The sequence below is a fragment of the Thaumasiovibrio subtropicus genome (assembly GCF_019703835.1).
GTDB classification, from domain to species: domain Bacteria; phylum Pseudomonadota; class Gammaproteobacteria; order Enterobacterales; family Vibrionaceae; genus Thaumasiovibrio; species Thaumasiovibrio subtropicus.
The window spans coordinates 2233851-2253937 of the sequence record NZ_AP023054.1; the positions used below are offsets into that span (position 1 = coordinate 2233851).

The window sequence follows — 20087 nt, forward strand, 5'->3', positions numbered from 1 at the left end:
TTTTTAAACGGGCCTCATGATGCCAGTTTAACAAGCCAACCAGCGTATCGAGCTCAGCGCGTGTTGTGATGCATCGCTCTCCAGCCCCTACTTATCTCACCACGTGTTTACTGCATCTGTTTCACAAAAAGCGGACACACACGACAACAACAATGCCTTTAAAGTATTTCAAATAGCGATATGCTTTACGCCCAAAGAATAAGAAACTAGGTTTATATCATGTATATAAAGAGAAACCTTCTGGCTGGGCAAATACAATGGGTAATCGAACCTGGGTCATCACAGGTGTATCAATCGCATTAGTGTCTATCGGCGTACTGGTATTTGACGCGATCGTTGAAACACGACAGCAACATCGTGCCGATGCCGCGTCTGCAACAGAAAGTCTCCCCTCGACTTCTCAGCCGAAGACAGATCGACGTGAAGCACCAAACACAAGTCAACAGCCTATCACCCCAATACCAACGTCTATTAACGTCAACAAACCCGTTGCGCGAGTAGGTTGGCATCTTTTTCGTGATCCCAACCTTTCCTCTAATCACCAGGTAAGCTGTGAGTCTTGCCACAGCTTAAAATCCAATGGCGCTGAAACGATTCCAGTCTCTGTTGGTGTCGGAGGCCGCGGCATCAGAAACTCGTTAACTGTGTTCAATACTGCTTACAATTACCGCTTTTTTTGGGATGGCCGCGTTAACAGCCTTGAAGCTCAGCTTGATGGTCCTATACACAACGTCGTAGAAATGGACTCCAATTGGCAACACGTCAGTGACTATGTCGCGTCGTCTCAACACTACGAAACGCTCTTCAATCAAGCAAATTTGTCAATAAACACTGAGAACATCAAATTAGCTTTGGTCGAGTTTATGTCTGCGCTAACTACGCCAAACTCGCCTTTTGATCAGTTTTTGCTGGGAGACAATACCGCGCTCACTGAGCAGCAACGTCGAGGTTGGGAGCTATTTCAACAGGAAGGGTGCATTCGGTGCCACCGGGGTATCAATATTGGCGGCGGTATGGTGATGCGATTTGGCGTCTTTGGCGAAGCAACAAAAGGGGCTGATCGCTCGAGTGATACAGGTAGACACCTCTCTACGTCTAAGGCGGAAGACATGTACCTCTTTCGTGTTGCCAGCTTGAGAAACGTCAGCGACACAGCACCTTACTTCCATGATGGACAGACTCAAACCCTAGAAGATGCCATCAAGATCATGGCAGAAAGCCAGCTTGGTAAAACCTTCGACGACACACATGTCGCCGATCTAAAAGCGTTTTTGGAATCACTTTCTGGACAACACCCCGCGATTTTGCAGGAATTTGAAAATGAGTAGAGTCAAAGTCTTATTTATTGCCTCAGCCCTGTTGTTGTGCACACTCCTTGGTGGCATTGCTGTTCTCTATTTCGAATACAAGCGACTGAGCGACTACCGTATGGTCGCCGCCGAATTGAGTCACAACATCATTGCCATTCGGGATACAATGACCCAACATGCGCTTGGCACACAAAGTGATCCCTATTATCTCACCCAAGTGTTGGTGAACATAGAACGTGAATCACAGGGCATGGTGGACCAATACACGCAACGTGACCATCTTGGTCTATATCAACTGGAAACCTATACCGTTCTCGTTGACTTCTCTGAATCACTCACACGCGTTACCGATGCACTCGATCACGTCATTGGTGTGTTAATACTCAGAGAATCACTCCTGACTTCCCTATCTCAGCAGCTGAGTAGTGACAGCCCCAATCAAGACCTCGTATTGAGGAGCGTCATCACAAATAACCTTGCGTTACTTGAGCAACACCTAAACAACCAAGAGCTCCGCGTTACCCTCGACACATTTCGCGAAGTCGAAACACAAAAACAACACCTCTTTACCACCCTACTGCTACGTGAAAACATCGACTTCATTGAACGCACTGATGACGCGTTAACCTTACTCATCACTAATACTCGCAACATCATTATCCAAATGCTTGGCGCCCTCATTTTTATCACTTCAACGTTAGTCCTTGTGACGTACATTTTGCGTGTTAAAGAGCTCAACCGGAACAATGCCGCTTATCAAGAGGCCATAGATAAAACCGAACGAGCAAACCAAGCTAAATCCATCTTTCTCGCAACCATGAGCCATGAGTTGCGAACGCCAATGAATGGTGTACTTGGAATTGCTGAAATCGTGCTAGAAAGTACGAAGGAACAAGCGACCCGTGACAACGCCAAAATGATTATCAACTCAGGTCAACACCTGGTTACCCTGCTTAACGACATCTTAGATTTCTCCAAAGTCGAGCAGGGCAAGATGGTCTTAGAACGACGCCTTTTTGAGATGAAAGAGATTACTTTGCCCCTGCAACAGTCCTTACTTCCATTAGCAATGAACAAAGAGATCGATCTTATCGTCGAGGACCAAACCCCTGTTAACGCCGAGTTCATGGGCGATGTGGGGCGCATACGACAAATTCTGTTTAACTTGACGGGGAATGCGATAAAGTTTACCAGCGAAGGTAAGGTCGAAGTGACTATCGCGCTGCACAGTGCGAATGAGCAAACCGTTATAATGACAGTCACCGACACAGGAATCGGTATCGCTCGCGAAAAGCTCGATGAAATCTTTACGCCTTTCGAGCAAGCTGAGCTCTCTACGACACGAAATTATGGCGGAACTGGACTTGGGCTTTCTATCGTCAAACGAATGACCGATCTCATGAAGGGCGAAATTTCAGTGTTCAGCCAGCTAGGCATTGGTTCCAAGTTTACCCTGACTCTACCTCTGCCGCACACACAATCTGAACATACCCCCCCAATAGAAGTGCCTGAGTGCGAAGAGGTTGAAGTACTGGCCTCCTCTACCAATCCAATCGCACCTGACCATAAAGCCAATACCACCGAAACAGATTCAGACAACGCATCGCAATCAAGCCGTGAAGCAGCGGACTCTGGTATTGAGATGGAGATATTGCTAGTCGAAGATAATCCGGTCAATGCTGTCGTTGCCCAACGTTTTCTCAACTCTTGCGGTCATCATGCCATGATCGCGAAAGATGGTCTTGAGGCGCTTGAAATACTCAAGTCGACCCATTTCAACTTAGTCATCATCGACAATCATATGCCAAACCTTGGTGGCGTAGAGACGATAAAACGCATTCGAAATGAGTTGAAACTCAATACCGTCATTTTTGGCTATACCGCAGACGTTTTCAAAGAAGCACATGATGAGTTCATCGACGCTGGCGCAAACTTTGTCCTGACTAAACCTTTGCAGAAAGCCAGCCTAGAAAAAGTGCTCGAACAGTTCCACACTAACATCTTCTCGCATTCTTCACCGGTACCATCAGAAGCTGTGAATGTCATTCCTCTTGTCCGTTACCCCATTGACAAATTGCCGATGACAGAAGAAGAAATATCCAAGAGCAGCTTACTGTGTGAGATGGCCTTAAGTGAAGATGAAAAAGTGGAACTGCTGATTACTCTAGAGTCTGAAATCAACGACAAAACTGAGCTGCTCTTTCATGCCTTTGCCGCTTCCGATACGCAAGAACTTCATAAAGTCCTCCATGCTATCAAAGGCACTGCGTTGGAGTTCAATATGGTCCAAATGGTGAACTTAGCAGAGGCGGTGGAAGAAAAGGCCCGTAATGGGCAGCTCCCTGAGGTGGAAGAGCTGCAAAAACTGGTCAATCGCATGCTAATTAATGGCCACCAAGCCGCACGAGTCATTGAAAAACTCAACAAGCAAAGAGAAACAGGATAGAGAGCGATGAATCAACCACAACATCTCAAAATGATTGGGTTACATTCTTTCCTTGCGGCTATCGCAGCAATGATTCTTTTCATTGACCTCAACATTCCGCTCGGTGTGGCTGCTGGTGTACCTTACATCATGGTGATTCTGATTGCGCTCAACTCTAAGCAGCAATCCACCCCGCTCATTTGGGCCACCATCTGTACCCTACTCACCTTAACGGGCTATTTTCTCTCCCCCCAAGGCGGCGAGATATGGAAAGTGGTCGCCAATCGTACCTTAGCGATATTGGCTATTTGGTCTACGGCAATCATTTCAATGTTTATCATAGAGCGTACTCGCCGAATACTCGCACTTGAAACAGACTTGCAATTATCCACCTTCCGCTCAACACTTGGACAAGTGGCGGAGTATGCCAACGATGCCGTCGTCATCACGGACCATACGGGACTCATCACATGGGTTAATCACGGTTTCACCAAGCTTTCAGGCTATGAACTCGCTGAGAGCGTGGATAAGAAACCGGGCGCGTTACTACAAGGCAAAGAAACCGACCTTCACAGTATTCAACAACTCTCCGATGCGATACGTGCACAAAAGCCCGTCTCACTTGAGATCCTTAACTACCATAAAAATGGCACACCCTACTGGATAGACCTTTCGATAAACCCCATTTTCAAAGAGGGAAAACTAGAGAAGTTTGTAGCTGTTGAACGCGATATTACTGAGCGAAAGTCACTCCAGCGTGCACTGCAAGTTCAAGCAGAGCAAGCGAACCAGAATGCAAAAGCGACCTCCGATTTTTTGTTGCAACTAACACAAGAGATCACCAAACCAGTCGAACATATTCTCCATCTAACAAGCAAGACTGAACAGCAAAGTCACGATGACACATTAATGCAGCTCAATCGCAGCATCACTCAAGCAGCAAAAGCGACGAAAGCCATTACAAACACACTCACCCAGATCTCTCAGTTGCGTCCTGAAAACATTCAGACCAACCATGAGACATTTGACGCAAACGGTCTTATTACCGCCTTATGTCAAGATATTAAGCAGCTTGCCCAGTACAAAAAAATCCACTTCTCTGAATACTTGCAGCTCGAACAACATCGTCACTACCAAGGTGACCCAAAACTCAGCGAAAACATTATTTATTTCTTCGCACTCGCCGCGTTAACCGAAACAGACCAAGGCACCCTCTCAATTCAAGCTAAGCCTTTTAGAAAAAGGGCATTACAAGGGATAAGACTAGAAATAGAGTGCACGGATAAAGGCAAGAACTATCAAATTTTTGAAGGCGTTAAAAAGGCCTCCGACCATAGCAGCACTTGTGATTTGACAGGTATTGCGGGTGACTATGCTGTTGGCAACGCATTGATTTCAGCATTAAATGGCACCTTAGATATTGAGCATCCTACCGATGGTTTGTCACGAATCGTCATCCATTTGCCACTTATCGCAGACACAAACTCGCCGTCAAGCCTCGTAAGTAAAACAGTAGAACCGACAAACCAACACGCAACAAGCCAGTCTAGTACAACCGAGACTCTCGAAGAGAACAGAAAACTACTGATCGCGGAAGATAACGGCGTTAACGTCACTGTGCTCACCAAACTACTGCAAACTATCGGTTTCGATGATTTCGACTTCGCCAAAAATGGTAAGGAAGCTGTCAAACTAGCGAGAAATCAAGCGTACTACGCTATTCTAATGGATAACCACATGCCTGAAATGACAGGTATTGAAGCCACTAAGATCATCAAATCCACGATTTCACCCGATGCCTATATCATTGCTTGCACCGCGGACTCTTCACCAGATGCGAAATCAGAGTTTATTGACAATGGCGCCACTGAAGTCTTATTAAAACCTCTTAACATTCAAAAACTTCAAGCTGTCTTGATCGACTTAAACAGGAAAAGCCAGACGAGTTGTGCCTAACGGCTCCTTTACCACAATATAAAAGCCCTTGAACACGCGCATGTTTCTTTCTGTTTTACCGGGCCGCACTTTGAGGCTTCTGCTACAACCCACCCATCAAGACATATTTGGTCTCCAAATACGCTTCGATACCTTGTTTTGCCCCTTCTCGGCCAATACCAGACTCTTTCACGCCTCCAAACGGGGCTACAGCGGTTGAAACTAACCCTTCATTAACGCCAATGATGCCAGCTTCAAGTGCGCGGGAAACCCGCCATACACGCTTCAATGATTGGGAATAGAAATACGCTGCCAATCCTGACTCATATTTGTTCGCGCGCGCAATCACCTCTGCCTCATTATTAAACCGAAACAGCGCCGCAACCGGACCAAATGTTTCCTCCTGGGCAAGGCGCATATCCTCCGTTGCCTCAGTCAGTACACAAGGCATCACAAAATGGCCATGAGACCTTCCCCCACAACGTAGCTTTGCGCCATTGGCAAGTGCATCTTCGACATGCGCTTTCACTTTATCAATCGCCGCTTGGTTGATTAATGGCCCAATGTCGGCGCCTTGTTCAAAACCATCGGCAACCTTTAATGCCGTCACTCGCTCGACAAGTTTCGCCGCGAACTGATCATAGATAGCGTCATGGACATAAATGCGATTTGCACAGATACAGGTTTGCCCCGCATTGCGAAATTTAGACAGCATAGCGCCTTCTACCGCAGCCTCGATATCAGCATCATCGAAGACTATAAACGGCGCATTGCCACCCAACTCCAGACTTAATTTTTTGACATTAAAGGCACTTTGCTGCATCAACAATTTACCAACCGCCGTCGAGCCTGTGAATGAGAGCTTACGTATCGACCTGTGCTGCGTCAGGATCTCACCCATAATCACAGCGTCACCCGTCACCACATTCAATACCCCCGCCGGTAAACCCGCTTCTTGCGCCAAGTGAGCTAATGCCAATGCGGTAAAAGGGGTATCGGGTGCCGGTTTTAGAACAACACTACAGCCCGCCGCAATCGCAGGTGCACACTTACGAGTGACCATCGCGGCGGGAAAGTTCCAAGGGGTAATTGCCGCAACAACACCCACAGGCACTTTGGTCACTAACACTTCACTGCCTGCTTTGTGGGTTGGGATAATCTCGCCATGGACACGTCGCGCCTCTTCGGCGTACCACTCCACAAAGCTTGCCGCATAAGCAACCTCTGCCATCGCTTCTTGCAACGGCTTTCCTTGTTCAAGCGTTAATAAGGCGGCAAGATCAGTTTGATGCTGCATAATCAGGGCATGCCAACGACGCAGTAACTCCGCACGTTCTTCGGCTAACGTATGCTGAAAGGTAGCGTAAGCACGCTCTGCTGACGTCACACTGGCAAGGACTTGTTCTCGCGTGAGCAAAGGAATCGTCCCTATTACCATTTCTGTCGAAGGGTTCACCACGGTCTGTGATTGCTCTGTCTCACTGTTTACCCACTTTCCGTCGATAAATGCTTGCTGTTTCCATAACGCCTGATTAGCTAACTGCATGTTTTTAAACCTTGAGTTAAAGATGAAAATGACCGCGTAAAACCAAGTCAACATTCACGCCACAGTCACCAATGTGGCATCGTACTTTGACGCACGCAAAATAAAAAAGTGTGCTTACAGAGCGGCTCGCCTAGTAGAGATAGACGAAACCTCAGCCCATTATTGAGCCGAACGGAAAGTAAGCAAAGTTAAACAGTCACACTTTTAGCAACGGCTGGCATATTCTGCCGGCGATAAACCACTGATGCGCTTAAACAGGCGGGTAAAATTACTCACATCATCAAAGCCGAGTTGATAAGCCACCTCCTGAACACTAAGCTGTCGAGCATCAAGCAGCTGTCGTGCTTTTTCGGTCACTAACTCATCATAATATCGCTTCGGTGCCATTTTCAGTACATGCTGAAATCGGCGAGATAAGGTTTTCTCAGTCACACAACATTTCGCGGCGATTGTGGCAATACTTAACCGCTTGCCTACCCCAGACTCACACACCTGTTGCGCTTCCAGCACTACCTTATCTCCATGGCTTTTATCAGGAATAAATCTTTGATAGAAGGCTTGTGCTCGACTGCCAAAGTCAAGCAACGAAAAGTCTGCTACCGATTTTGCGCACGTATAACCAGCGTAGCGAGCGATGAAGTGAAGCACCAAATCTTGATAGGCAAATAACCCAGCTGCCGTGACGACTGCCCCTTCATCAATGAGCATTTCCTCACTAACTACCGATTCAATAAGCGGGAACTCGGAACGCAATCTATGGCAAATTGCCCAGTGAGTCGTCACACGGCGACCAGATAACAACCCAGCATGAGCGAGAATAAAAGTACTTGCACAACATGCAGCCACCACGCCCCCCTTTTGAAGGATCCCGTCGAAATGAGCGGTTGGCATCACCGCTGAAAAATCGGGGAGAGGATCTGAGAAACAGGGCGGTAGTAACCAAAGCGCCCTTTCTTCCACCAAGACATCTTCGTTGCTTTCGATAAGCCGTACATCAAAATGACAGCCAGCACCAAAGCGTGCCGCGAGTGAGAACAGATCAACCATACCGTAAATGGCTGAACGCATTGCACCGTCATAGCAGACAATATTGACTGGCACCCTATCCAAGTCTGACGTCATCTTTTCCCTCCTGTCCAATAACGACTTATTTAAGTCCAAATTTGACATTCAGGAAAGCCTTATCTCGAAATATGATCAAATCTCTTTTCAACATCCACATTCGGAGAGACAAGTATGTCCCACACAGCACTGATTATCATTGATGTTCAAAACGACTACTTTGAAGGTGGCAATATGGTATTGCACCAGCCAGATTTTGCTGCACAACAAGCAAAGGCGCTACTTTCAACATGGCGAAAAAAACACTGGCCAATCATTCATATTCAACACGAAGCGACCAATCCAGACATGCCCTTCATGCAACCCGGCACGGAAGGTCAGCGCATCCACTCCAGTGTCTTGCCACAAGAAAACGAAATCGTTATCACCAAGCACTATCCCAATGCGTATTGGGAAACGACACTGCATGAAACTCTTCAATCACTCGATATCAAGGAACTTTTGCTCTGCGGCATGATGGCCCATATGTGTGTCAGTGCGACCGCGAGAGCAGGCATGGAGAGAGGTTATAGCATCATGATCGCCCAAGATGCTTGTGCGACTACCGCGCTACCCTACGGTGATAAGACAATTGATGCCAGTACCGTGCACGAAACCGCACTCGCGGAAGTCGCTTACTTCAGCGATATCACCACAGTAGACAAAATACTGACAGCGCAAACCCGTTAACAGTAATTTGCATGAAACACCGCCAAGGTTTGACGATGGGCGGCTTTCAATACCACTTGTGGACGTCGCCTTGCCAACAGCCCAATGGCTACTTCAACTGACGGGCATTGCCGTGTGTATAACAGCCACGCGACGGCGATAGTGGCACTTCGCGTGCACCCGAGGGCGCAGCAGACATGGATGGGCTTGGGCATTGCTTGCATTGCGGTAATCACAAGGAAGCACTGTTCTGGAGAAGGCACCTCCATATCAAGCAGTGGCATATTTAGATATGCTGCTGCTTTTTTAGGGCCACTGAGTTCAGCGGTCATATCAACAATGGCAAGGTCTTCAGCATCGCGATAGCTACTCGGTAACCCAGAAAGAACCAGATCTGGATGCACTCGCGTTGCCTTCCATCGCCATTGCCAAAAATTTGCATTCAAACGCGCGCCGACCAAATAGGGGGCGAGTAACCACTTCCCAACCGCAGAGAATTGTCCGTTAATGCCTTTCTGCAACCCGGCGCCACCCAATTTCATGTAGCAAAGCGCAACAATGCCAAAAGAGACAGCGGGCCAAATGAGCCAAAGCACAACGCCACCATGCTTTATCGCAATCACAAGCAACATGAGACTCGACAAACCGTAAGCCAACGCAAATGGCCACAATGTTGCTGAGACAGGGTGAGGCCGATGCTGACGATCATTGTTGAGCGGCCACATCCACACAACTACCAGCCCCACTAACGCCCCTGTCGGTACATCGATGAAATGATGCTGCCATGTTGTTAACACTGAGATTCCGATCAAGATAAACCATGTATGGATGATCCAACGCCAAACGAGAGGAGCACCACGCAAATACGTTACCCACAGCACAACTAACAGCGCGATATGCAAAGATGGCGCTTGATTAAAGGGCTGATCGAACGTATTTAACAGGGAAAACAATGCGCCAAACAAACCGCTTGTTTCTGGGCGTTGCCAAGAAAATTGCAAAGGATAAATCAAAAAAATCGCGATACAGATCAGCTGCGTTGTCAGCAAGCGTACACCAAGCCGATGTATTTCATGACGTGAACGGGGAACAAAAAAAGCACCAAGATAAAGCAGGTTAATCGACCAATATGGCACGATACTCCACGACCAAAAGGGGATGTGTGACTCCCACTCGAAAACAATACTGGGAACTGCGGGGTTCAACGCGGTGTGGTGCAGTGCAAACAGATAGGTAAAACTAAAGAGTGGAGAAAGAAAGAGCAGCCAAAAAATACCCAGCTTTGCCAGCCCAGCCTGTTGTGTATCACTTGTTTTCACTCGCACCATCCTGTTTAAACATGATTAAGCGCAAGAGTCTCCGCGAGCGCCCTCAAAGGTGCAATCCTCAATAGGCAAGTGTTCGGCCTTGTACGCAAAATTTTCTCAGTCTCGCGCCATCGCTGACAAATCGCACCACCAAACTAAGACGAAAGGACAGTGCCTGTGTTTGTGCTTAGGGTATATACTCAAGTAACCTCAGGACGCTTAGGTATATACTCAATGTATTTGGAGGCGCAAAGAGTAGCCTCTAAACGGAGAATTTAGGATCGCTATGTTAAGACTGCTTCTACTCATCAGTACGCTCGTTTTCTCCCGCCTGCTATCAGCAGAGATTCATCTTCACGTCGATGAACAACCTCATCCCAAGAAAGCCTCTCTGATTTCGACACTGCAAACTCACATCGACTATGTCAATCAGCGTTATACCTTCCCATTTGAGCTTGATATTATCCTTGGTGCCGAAGATGGCCCCCTCTATGATCCTGAACTCAACCAAGTTTGGTTTCCATACTGGTTTGCCGATGATATCGAACAAGCGTTCATTAACGGTGGCTACTATGAAAACAGACTGCCAGAGGCAATCGAAGGTGTCATGGCACACACGTTTTATCATGAACTGGGCCATGCACTGGTCGAGAACCTCGCATTACCTGTGTTAGGTATGGAAGAAGATGCGGTGGACACCCTAGCGACCCTTTTCCTTATCCACCAAAAAAATGAGCAAGAAGGCATCTTTATGGCCCTCGCTGCTGCTGACGCCTTCGATGCAGAAGATCTCCAAACGTCATCGACACATATCGAAGAGGAAGCCTTTTATGCCGCACACTCCTTCGATCTGCAGCGCTTTTACCGGGCTATTTGCTTAATTGTCGGCTCTGAGCCAGAAAATATGTTAGCAATTTTAAATGACCTCGACTGGGACGAGGAAAAACAGGCAGAATGTTATTGGGAGTATAAAGATAAGTCCGCAGCAGCGGAGACACTCCTCAAGCCTTATCTTAATATACTCAAGTAATCTCAAGATGCTTGGGTATAAAGGCCTCTAACCGCTATCCCTAATGTACGCACTGAGCAACTTATGCAGATTAATTATTACGATGACATTCCAGACAAACACAATGGCACCCAGCTTATTGATTATCTGCAAATGCAGTTTCCCTATGCAAATCAACCCTGGGCGTCTCTGTTTGCCCAGTCTCGCATTAAAATTGATGGCCTCCCCGCTCAGCCCAGCAATGTGCTAACCGCTAAACAGCATTTATCTATCTCTTTTACCCACTACACAGAAGCGCCTGTCGATACCGAGTGGCGGTTACTCTGGCACAAAAAAGATGTCATCGCCGTGCACAAACCCGCAACGCTGCCAGTAAGCCGAACGACACGTAATATCTATAACACCTTAATCGCGCTTATCAAAAGAGAAAGTGATTGGCCTGATGCTCACTTGCTTCACCGTTTAGATCTTGAAACATCTGGCATTGTCTTGCTCGGCAAACACAAACAAGCCGCTGCAAAGTGGCAACCCGAACTTAACACACTGATGACCGCTAAGCGTTATCATGCGGTTGTTTACGGATCACCCGCTTGGACGCAAAAAGAAGTCATGTGTCATCTCGCTACCCGTCCAACTAGCCCTATTCGATGTCAAATGCACGTCTGTGAGCCCGGAGAAAAAGGCAAACTGAGTCAGACCCGTTTCACCGTCATCGAACGCGGTGAGCACTTTTCAGTGGTTGAGTGTGAACTCGTTACAGGTCGCAAACATCAGATACGCGCGCACCTTGCACATATCGGCCATCCGATTGTCGGGGATAAGATCTACGCCAACATGGGACACTACTACTTAAAACGCCTTGCTGATGCCATCACGCCTGCCGATGAAGAACAGCTCCTCGCGCCCTATCACTTACTTTTTGCCCGAGAGGTCACGGTAAATCTTTCTGCGGCATCGGAAGATCGACACGTCATCATCAATCCTTTTTATCCCTCGGCTTGGCGGCGTTTTTGTGAGCAACATAGACTCACCACAGGCGTTGTAAAACCTATGCCTCGTGGCGGGCATCTGCTTTAACCAACACGATCAAAAAAGGGGATCTATCGATCCCCAAAAGCTTCAGCGAACATCAAAGCTGAAACCTAACATTCAGCCGCGATAGTAAATTTTCAAGTGCAATAGCAATGATTCTATCGCGATGGGAAATGCCCTGCGCGCACTCTCTCGCAGTGGCTCAAGCTTCTGTCCGTGACCGACTTAAAGCATCCAATTTACACACCATGGTTGTGGAATAAGAAAAGCCGACCAAACGCTTCAACCAAGGGTGGTAATCCCGTGCCGTTTCAACAAAGCCTTCCCGCTCATATAAAGCGCGAGCACGCGAGTTACTGTCAATAACGTCCAATCGCAATGACTGATAGTTTTGCTCAATGGCCAACGCTTTGCAGGCATCGAGCAGTCGCGTCCCTAATCCTTCACCTCGATATGCTGAATCAATGACCAAGCCATCCAACACCATCTCCTTGGCGGTTGGCTCTCGTTCAAACAATGCAAAGACAAAACACGCCCAACATCCTCGCCAAAAACCCAATCGTTTAATCAGTTGTCTAACACTTATCCCGCCTGTTAACGCCCCCTCTCGGGTTTGAATGCCAGCCAAGCCAATGACTTTTTGTCCATCAAGAATCACAAACGAGTACTCAGGCAGAAACCCTTCACTCAATATCGCAAGCCGTTGCTGTTTATCAGGGATCGCTGTTTGAAATTTAGGCCCAAATGCCCCTTCATATAACACGGCGACCACCTGACGATAACCGTCATTCCAGCCTTTTTGTAGTCGATAATCTGTCATGGTGCTCACATGTTTTCCTGTCGTTGTTCAACGTGATCGTCTAACCATTGCAGTAGTGTGGGTAAGAAACCGTCTGCAAGCGCATCCGAATCCAACCAAACTAAGCGCATCCAATCGCCTAAAGTAAAAGTTTGCCCCGTAAACGCCTCTGCATCGAGTAAACCGTGGGTAGCATTTTCAATGAGCACCGTCGTCAGGTGCGTATTGGCACTTGAATACCATCGCTTATGCTCGTTCTGCGCATCGACATTGAGATCGCTATCTCCCCACAAAAGTAGTGTCGGCACCGAAACACCACTCAAAGCATCGCTGGCATCAACTTGAAAATTACGCAGCACAAAGCCATAGCGCTGTCGCGTCATCGTTGAACCACTCATCTCGACATATTCTGGGTATGAAGGTGATGTTTTTAAGTAGGTGACAAACTCTTCGTTCCGTTTAAGCTCGGCTAGGATCGCCGTTTCGCTTTTCCCTTCGAGTCGCAATGCCGTTTCTGTGTAATAACGCCCTTGCGCTAACCAGTTGGTGGCGAAACCGATACCAACTGCAAACCCGACATGATCTGCCTTCGCGATGGCTGGTACAACCCAACCTGCCTGACTAAATCCCACTAAGCCAATCTGCTCATTGGGCACCTTCACGGTGGTTTTTACCCAATCTATGGCCGCTAACACTTCGCTGCTTCTATCTTGCATTGACTGATTGAGCCAATCCCCCGTTGATTTTCCTACGCCAGGTTTATCCCAACTTAAGATTGCGTAGCCCGCATTACGCAATGGTTGCCAAAGAAGCGCATAATATCCTTCCGCATCATGCGTTGTTGCACCGTCACCATGAACAAAAATCAACACCGCTTTAAGCTGTTGCGGCTCTCTGGGAGCAAGGTAGTGACCAGAAAGCCTATCTCCTTGGTGATAAAAGGTGATGGGTTTAGCTGACACGCTAAACACAGTTAAAGCCAGTGTCACTAACAAGGCATATTGGAATCCCACTTTCCTCAGCATCTTTTTCCTCTCGCTGACGGTGCAACATGAGATCATTTTGCGACAAGGGCGCGCAACAAACGTGTCCTAAATTGCGCTCTAACAAAAAGCCACAGATTTCACTGTGGCTTTAAACGCTTGCAATCTCTCCAGGTCTAATCCGCTAATCAAGCACAATCACGGCTCTGAGAAGCCTAGAAACCCTAGTCAGAAAGATAGTATTCGATGGTAGAGACGACCCTGACCCGTTTAATATGCGGGTTGTTTCGATCACGCGCCGATATTGAAAACTGGCCTTGTGACGCCCGTTTAATTTTCCCCAGTTTAGAATCCGAATCTTCGGCAAACTTCTCCGCAACTTGGCGTGCATTACGTGTCGCTTCCTCGACCATATCGGGCTTAACATCATTCAAACGCGTAAATAGATACTCGGTTGTGACACCATAATCTCTCGCAGTGAACACAATACCTTGGCGGCCAAGCTCAGATAAAGAAGCTTGCATGGTGCGAACGAGGTCGATTTCATGGCTATACACCGTCACCGTTTGATTGCCTGAATACCGATACAGCGCAGGTTCATAGCCACCATATTGCTGCGCTGACTTATCGACGATATTAGGCGCAGACAGTGTCACTGCGTCACTAGACAACCCCCGCTCGATTAAAAACTGCATGATCTTTGTGTTGCTCTCTTCTAGCTGAAGATACAGGTCAGTAAGGTCATTACTTGCGACTGAATATTGAAGTGGCCAAATAACCACATCAGCGACAAACTCTTGTTCAGATAAGCCTTTCACGGTCACGGTGCGCTCTAGCTCTTTCACACCGACGGCCGCCTTCGCAAGAATCGCTCCCATGATCACCAAGCCAAACGCGATAGCCAATCCCGCTAATCCATTTTGATATTGTCCTTTTTGCACTGTGCCACTCCTATTCCCACTCATATGCATTAGTTTGAGTGAGTAACCATGGCAAAGTTTCTTTCGTGCAGATCAATTCACAGATTTTGATACCTTCTACCCACTTTGCAATGTCAGTTTCAGCATTTTCATCGTCACGCCTTTCACTAGAACAATCACAGAGACAAAATTTGAGTACACGTGTACGCTCATTGACAGTATAAATAACTACGCCCCTTCAACTATTCAATTGGTTATAAAGCACGATAAGCACAAACTACTTTTTTACACATTTTCTTACAACAAGCGTTGAGTGATTACTCTAATCAGGGTTAGGATTCGCAGCCAATTGTGTAGATAACATGAAAATCAAGGACTTAATGTGACCGGTCAACGTCTGCGCCCTTTAGTTGCGGCTATCGGCTTAGCCTCTCTTACTCCTTCGCTTAGTCAAGCGGCGGGATTCCAGCTCAACGAGCACTCTGTCAGCGGACTTGGTCGCGCCTATGCGGGCGAAGCGGCCTCGGTAGAAAATAGTAGTGTTATTTTTCGAAACCCTGCTGCAATGACATACTATGATACGGTCGCCATATCGGCTGGTGCGGTTTACATTGACCCAAACGTCGATATCCACGGCACAAACATGCTGGGTAAAACAGGCGATACCGATGTGGCGAGTAGCGGCCTATTGCCGAACGTCTCTGTGGTTAAACCGCTCAATGCAGATTGGGCAGTCGGCTTTTCTGCAAGCTCGAACTTCCACACTGGTGTCGAGTTTTCGGACGACTTTCTCGCGAGCCACTTTGGTAAAGTAGCTGAAATAGAGACCATGGATCTCAATCTTGCCATCGCATACAAGATCAATGAAGCATGGAGCCTTGGCCTTGGCCTCAGCGCAATCAAAGGCGAAGGTAGAATTAAAAGTACCACCCCGCCAGTATTACCCGCGCCGTACAACAACTTGACCAGCAAAACCATCCTCGATCTCCAAGGCGATGACACCACCACGACTTGGAACCTAGGTGCAATGTGGCAAGTGAATGAAAAACATCGCTTGGCACTGACCTATAAACACCATGCCACCCTCGATCTAAGTGGCACTGCCACAAGTGACATTGGTATGCCAAGCGGCAATGGCAGCCTGCCTCTCGCACTTCCCGCTATGGCTGAAATCGCTTCAGAGCATCAGTTAAGAGACAACTTGATCCTGCATGCGAGTTTAAACTGGACTGGCTGGTCTCGATTTGAAGAATTGAGAGCCAATATTGAAGGTCATGATGTACTCATCAAAGATGAAAACTGGGATGACACATGGCGCGCCTCTGTTGGTATTACCTATCGCTTAAATAGTGAATGGCAACTTAGATCAGGTCTCGCTTTCGACAAAGGTGCCGTAAAAGAAGATTATCGCACTATCACCATTCCTGACTCTGATCGCTACTGGTTCAGTACAGGCGCCGCATATCATCTTTCAAAGCACAGTACGATCGACCTCGGTTTAAGCTACCTGCATTTTAAAGATGCATCGATTGAAGAGACGACTCAAATCGGCAATATTGTAGATACTTACCAAGCCACCGCTTCAGGAGACGTCTGGCTCATCGGTGCGCAATACAGCTACCGTTTCTAGCTATACCTATACTCACGTAACCTCAAATTACTTGTTCAGCAAGAAACGCAAGGCTCGTCAGCAACGCACTGCTGTGAAGGTACTTGAGAACCAAATCCTTCACAGCAGTGCCTTGAACTCAAAACGCTAAGCCGCTTCTGCATCGTGCATTTTGAGGTAACTTGAGTCTATAGGGTGGCAACCACTGTCGCCCTTTCTCATTGCCAATCCAGGATAACCCCTAAAAAAACTAATCCGAAACGGCGATTTTTATCGTGCTCACACCTACCCTCATCATATTGCCTACATGTCGAATGCACTCTAAACTTGCCTCCACAATATGGTGAGATTCTAGGAATGCGCAATTAATCTGTCATTAATGATGATTAAAACACCAAAATTAGAATAAAAATCTATTTCACATCCTAGATTGTTCATTTAACCATCTATTAACAAGATAAAACACTAGTGAGCAACTCTGTAATGCACGCATCTACTGGCATGGCAAAACTATTATTTTTGGTAATCCTAATGGCAGGGGTTGGGCAAATGACCCAAACCATGTATGTTCCTGCTATCGGTGAAATGGCCTCCGTCTTCGGCGTACCCGTTGGCCAACTGCAAGCCGTAATGGCCGCCTACCTCACCTCTTATGGTCTTACCCAGTTCATTTACGGGCCGCTTTCCGACCGTTTTGGCCGAAAACCCGTACTCATGTTAGGCATGGCCATTTTCCTATGCGGCAGCGTACTTGCTATATCAGTGAATGATTTCACGCTCTTTTTGGTAGCTAGCTTTATTCAGGGTGCAGGAACCGGCTGCTGTGGTGCGATGTGCCGAACAGTTACACGTGATTGCTATGAAGGGGATGATCTACAAAAAGCGAATAGCTTAGTGAGCATGGGGGTGATTTTTTCACCGCTCATCGCACCTGTGCTCGGCGGTTGGCTTGCCACTCACTGGGGATGGCTCACCATCTATCAGTTCCTGTTGGGCTTCGGTATCTGCGTCACCTTAGTATTGATGTCACAGTTCCCTGAAACCCTCCCCGCTGAAAAGCGTATCGCGCAGCCAGTGATTACCCGATACAAAACGGTACTCAGTAGCCGCCGCTTCCAAGGCTATATACTCTGCCTAGTCGCCGCTTTTGCGGGTATCGCTATCTATGAGGCAGCCTTGGGCGTCTTACTCGGAGGGGTACTTCAGCTTTCACCCCAAGTGGTTAGCATTTTGTTTATCTTACCACTACCGGGCTATCTCGCTGGATCTTGGCTTTCTGGCGCGCTAACCCGCAATGTTGGCGCTGATAAAGGCATGGTTGTCGGTATTATTGCGCTTGTCATCGGTGCGCTAGTAATTCTCGCCACCGGCCTCACTATTGGCGTCAATGCGGCCAGCTTGGTCATCGGTGGAACCTTCTATTTTGCGGGTGCGGGATTAACCTTCCCCATCGCCACCACCGCTGCGCTTGCACCTTTTCCGCAACAAGCGGGTACAGCAGGTGCGATTATGGGTGGCATGCAAAACCTTGGCGCTGGCCTTGCGACACTGGCCGTCGCCATGTTCCCGGCCCAAGATCAAAACACCTTAGGTCTCGCTATGTTGCTGATGACGGTCATTGCCGTTGTGGGGCTAAAGCGCGTAAAACGCGCAACCCAAACCCCAGCGGTGGCAACAGCCTAAGCCTTTTATTCCATTTCGATTCTGATTAGGGAGGCTAATTAACGGCCTCTCGACCAAACCTCTCGCTGTTACCGATAGTCCGCTTCTGAAACGGCCCTGTCTTCGCCATCTTCTCTCTTATGAAAATCCTCCCACACTGGGATAGGGATGGCATAGAGATGATTTTTCTCATACCAGTCGTTTGGACCAGTGCTATCAATCAGGATAGCCGTGTCATTCATGGGGTAAAAATCTATCTCCCCATACTGCACCGGTAAGCTAACTTGCCAGTCTAGTATTCCTCGCTTTAGTTGGAACCCTGTCAGGGTCATCATCTTATTCCCATCTCGATCAACCTCGGAATCCAAGCAAAGTAATGTTGATTCATAGCGGCTAAAGCGTGGACAATACTGGCGTATTTTTTTGCTGTAGGTAATCTCCCCAGTACGATGATCGATTTCAGAATAGAAATACGCGTGTTGCTTTGCTTCTAAGATGGCAACATGCCTATGATGGGGTACCACGCCTTCGAAGACGTCGACAATGCCATACTGATGCATCCCCTTGTGCTGCCAGAGTGCTTGGCCTGTCTCAAAATCAAACCCAAAGAGTTGTTTTCGATTCGCAAGTATCAATGTATCCAGATAACGCAAAATCTCATACCCGCCTTTTACAGGTTCAGGGTCGATAAACCAAATAACATTCCCCGTCTTCGGATCAATGGCGGTTAAGCCTGTTGCAAGGTCAGATGAATAGGCGATATAAAGTGAGTCATGGTGTAACACCTTGAACCCCAAAAGAGCTGCTTGAGACCACAGCACCTTACCAGAGGTCACATCAATCGCATGTAGCGCATTCTCAAACTCCGCTAACAATATTTGTCCAAACAGCCCTTTGAGCACAGGTAACTCCCCCTCAGCGGCAAGAGGTAAGCTGGCGATCTTTTCACCATCTTGCTTACGGAATATCACGATGCGCTGGTCTTGTGTCACCAGAGCGAGCTGATCAGTATCAGCAATAACGTATTGGGCTTCAGCATGAATAGAAATCTGCTTTTGCCATACTTTAGCCATATCATCAGCTTGATATAAGGTGGCCGTCGAGTCTGCGTCAACGGAGATATAGTACCGATAGTCATAACCCACATAGCCCCACATCAAAATATCCTTTTCTGATCGCGACAGATGATCATGCCCATCTAGTAAGGAAATCATTCGACTTTCTCGTGTACTGTGCAAACGAACTGGCATTTTTTCGTCAATGCTAAGCTGTATAAATGTCGTTTCACCACTGAAGGATTTTTCCCAACTTACTCCAGTCGTTGGTGCCCCATCTTCATCCCAAAAAAGCGCAATATGTGATGCGGATCCATCGTCAAATTCTTGTTCATACGCAAGTTGACCGTTAGGGTGCCACTTGCGGTGCCAACCGGTTTTTTTACCCTCAACAAACGAGGCGGTTTCCCTTACCTGACCATCTTCATCCTTCTTTACCATGTCCCCCGTATAGAGAGAACCATTGTGATAATACAAACCGGCAACGTCTTGCAGCGATTCAGGCTCCCCACAACCAACCAATACACCAAGCAGTAAAAACAACACATACCGCGCCATACAACATTCTTCTCTCTGGTAATAACTGCCATCACTATGCAACCCGTTACTCTTTAGTTCTATAGCAACAACCAAAACTGGAAGGCAGTTGGAAAGATGTAATCGTTCTCATATAAATACGCCAGAAAACCAAGCCATTAGGAGGACCCATAACACTCCTCCTTTTG

Annotated in this window: 15 protein-coding genes; 8 read left to right on the plus strand and 7 right to left on the minus strand. The window is 47.5% G+C overall.

Features of this window, described 5'->3' with window-relative positions:
• Positions 1-257 precede the first annotated feature (257 nt).
• The 3 genes from TSUB_RS09860 to TSUB_RS09870 are packed head-to-tail and all read left to right on the plus strand — an operon-like array spanning position 258 to position 5691.
• A complete protein-coding gene (locus TSUB_RS09860) occupies positions 258-1328 on the plus strand; it encodes a cytochrome-c peroxidase (protein ID WP_087017282.1) in 1071 nt (356 codons plus the stop codon).
• The gene (locus TSUB_RS09865; RefSeq protein ID WP_087017281.1) at positions 1321-3756 is read left to right on the plus strand and encodes an ATP-binding protein; all 2436 of its coding nucleotides are present in this window, start codon (positions 1321-1323) and stop codon (positions 3754-3756) included. The genes TSUB_RS09860 and TSUB_RS09865 overlap by 8 nt, the downstream gene beginning before the upstream one ends.
• A 6-nt stretch (positions 3757-3762) precedes the next feature.
• Positions 3763-5691: a response regulator gene (locus TSUB_RS09870; RefSeq protein ID WP_087017279.1), complete on the plus strand. Its 1929-nt coding sequence runs from the start codon at positions 3763-3765 to the stop codon at positions 5689-5691.
• Between the two features lie 82 nt (positions 5692-5773).
• On the opposite strand, the gene TSUB_RS09875 is transcribed toward TSUB_RS09870, so the two are convergent.
• On the minus strand, positions 5774-7216 hold the full coding sequence (locus TSUB_RS09875; RefSeq protein WP_087017368.1) for an NAD-dependent succinate-semialdehyde dehydrogenase: 1443 nt from the start codon (positions 7214-7216) through the stop codon (positions 5774-5776).
• Positions 7217-7420: 204 nt separating this feature from the next.
• Positions 7421-8338, minus strand: coding sequence for a GlxA family transcriptional regulator (locus TSUB_RS09880; protein ID WP_159064797.1), 918 nt, complete (start codon positions 8336-8338; stop codon positions 7421-7423).
• Positions 8339-8452: 114 nt separating this feature from the next.
• On the opposite strand from TSUB_RS09880, the gene TSUB_RS09885 reads away from it, so the two are divergent.
• Positions 8453-9007 (plus strand): cysteine hydrolase family protein, encoded by a 555-nt coding sequence (locus tag TSUB_RS09885; RefSeq protein WP_087017275.1) that lies wholly within the window; start codon positions 8453-8455, stop codon positions 9005-9007.
• Here TSUB_RS09885 and TSUB_RS09890 read toward each other — a convergent pair.
• On the minus strand, positions 9004-10305 hold the full coding sequence (locus TSUB_RS09890) for a phosphatase PAP2/dual specificity phosphatase family protein (protein WP_202819729.1): 1302 nt from the start codon (positions 10303-10305) through the stop codon (positions 9004-9006). The two genes, TSUB_RS09885 and TSUB_RS09890, sit on opposite strands and share 4 nt — an antisense overlap.
• 274 nt (positions 10306-10579) lie before the next feature.
• Between TSUB_RS09890 and TSUB_RS09895 the strand changes: the two genes are divergently transcribed.
• Together TSUB_RS09895 and TSUB_RS09900 are read left to right on the plus strand one after the other, a co-directional pair.
• Positions 10580-11323 (plus strand): DUF4344 domain-containing metallopeptidase, encoded by a 744-nt coding sequence (locus TSUB_RS09895; RefSeq protein WP_087017271.1) that lies wholly within the window; start codon positions 10580-10582, stop codon positions 11321-11323.
• A gap of 63 nt (positions 11324-11386) precedes the next feature.
• Positions 11387-12379, plus strand: a complete 993-nt coding sequence (locus TSUB_RS09900) for an RluA family pseudouridine synthase (protein WP_087017269.1) — start codon at positions 11387-11389, stop codon at positions 12377-12379.
• Positions 12380-12536: 157 nt separating this feature from the next.
• On the opposite strand, the gene TSUB_RS09905 is transcribed toward TSUB_RS09900, so the two are convergent.
• The 3 genes from TSUB_RS09905 to TSUB_RS09915 all read right to left on the minus strand — a co-directional run bounded on the left by TSUB_RS09905 (position 12537) and on the right by TSUB_RS09915 (position 14994).
• Positions 12537-13154: a GNAT family N-acetyltransferase gene (locus TSUB_RS09905; RefSeq protein WP_087017366.1), complete on the minus strand. Its 618-nt coding sequence runs from the start codon at positions 13152-13154 to the stop codon at positions 12537-12539.
• A gap of 5 nt (positions 13155-13159) precedes the next feature.
• Entirely contained in the window at positions 13160-14158 is a 999-nt protein-coding gene (locus TSUB_RS09910; protein ID WP_159064796.1) for an alpha/beta hydrolase family protein, read from the minus strand.
• Between the two features lie 182 nt (positions 14159-14340).
• On the minus strand, positions 14341-14994 hold the full coding sequence (locus TSUB_RS09915) for an SIMPL domain-containing protein (RefSeq protein WP_246616458.1): 654 nt from the start codon (positions 14992-14994) through the stop codon (positions 14341-14343).
• 424 nt (positions 14995-15418) lie between these two features.
• Between TSUB_RS09915 and TSUB_RS09920 the strand changes: the two genes are divergently transcribed.
• Positions 15419-16666 carry an OmpP1/FadL family transporter gene (locus tag TSUB_RS09920; protein WP_087017263.1) on the plus strand — a complete coding sequence of 416 codons (1248 nt, stop codon included), beginning with the start codon at positions 15419-15421 and terminating at the stop codon, positions 16664-16666.
• Positions 16667-17128: 462 nt separating this feature from the next.
• On the plus strand, positions 17129-18328 hold the full coding sequence (gene emrD / locus TSUB_RS09925) for a multidrug efflux MFS transporter EmrD (protein WP_202819727.1): 1200 nt from the start codon (positions 17129-17131) through the stop codon (positions 18326-18328).
• 68 nt (positions 18329-18396) lie between these two features.
• On the opposite strand, the gene TSUB_RS09930 is transcribed toward emrD, so the two are convergent.
• Complete coding sequence (locus tag TSUB_RS09930) at positions 18397-19920, minus strand: outer membrane protein assembly factor BamB family protein (protein ID WP_087017261.1); 1524 nt, start codon at positions 19918-19920, stop codon at positions 18397-18399.
• Positions 19921-20087: the final 167 nt, after the last annotated feature.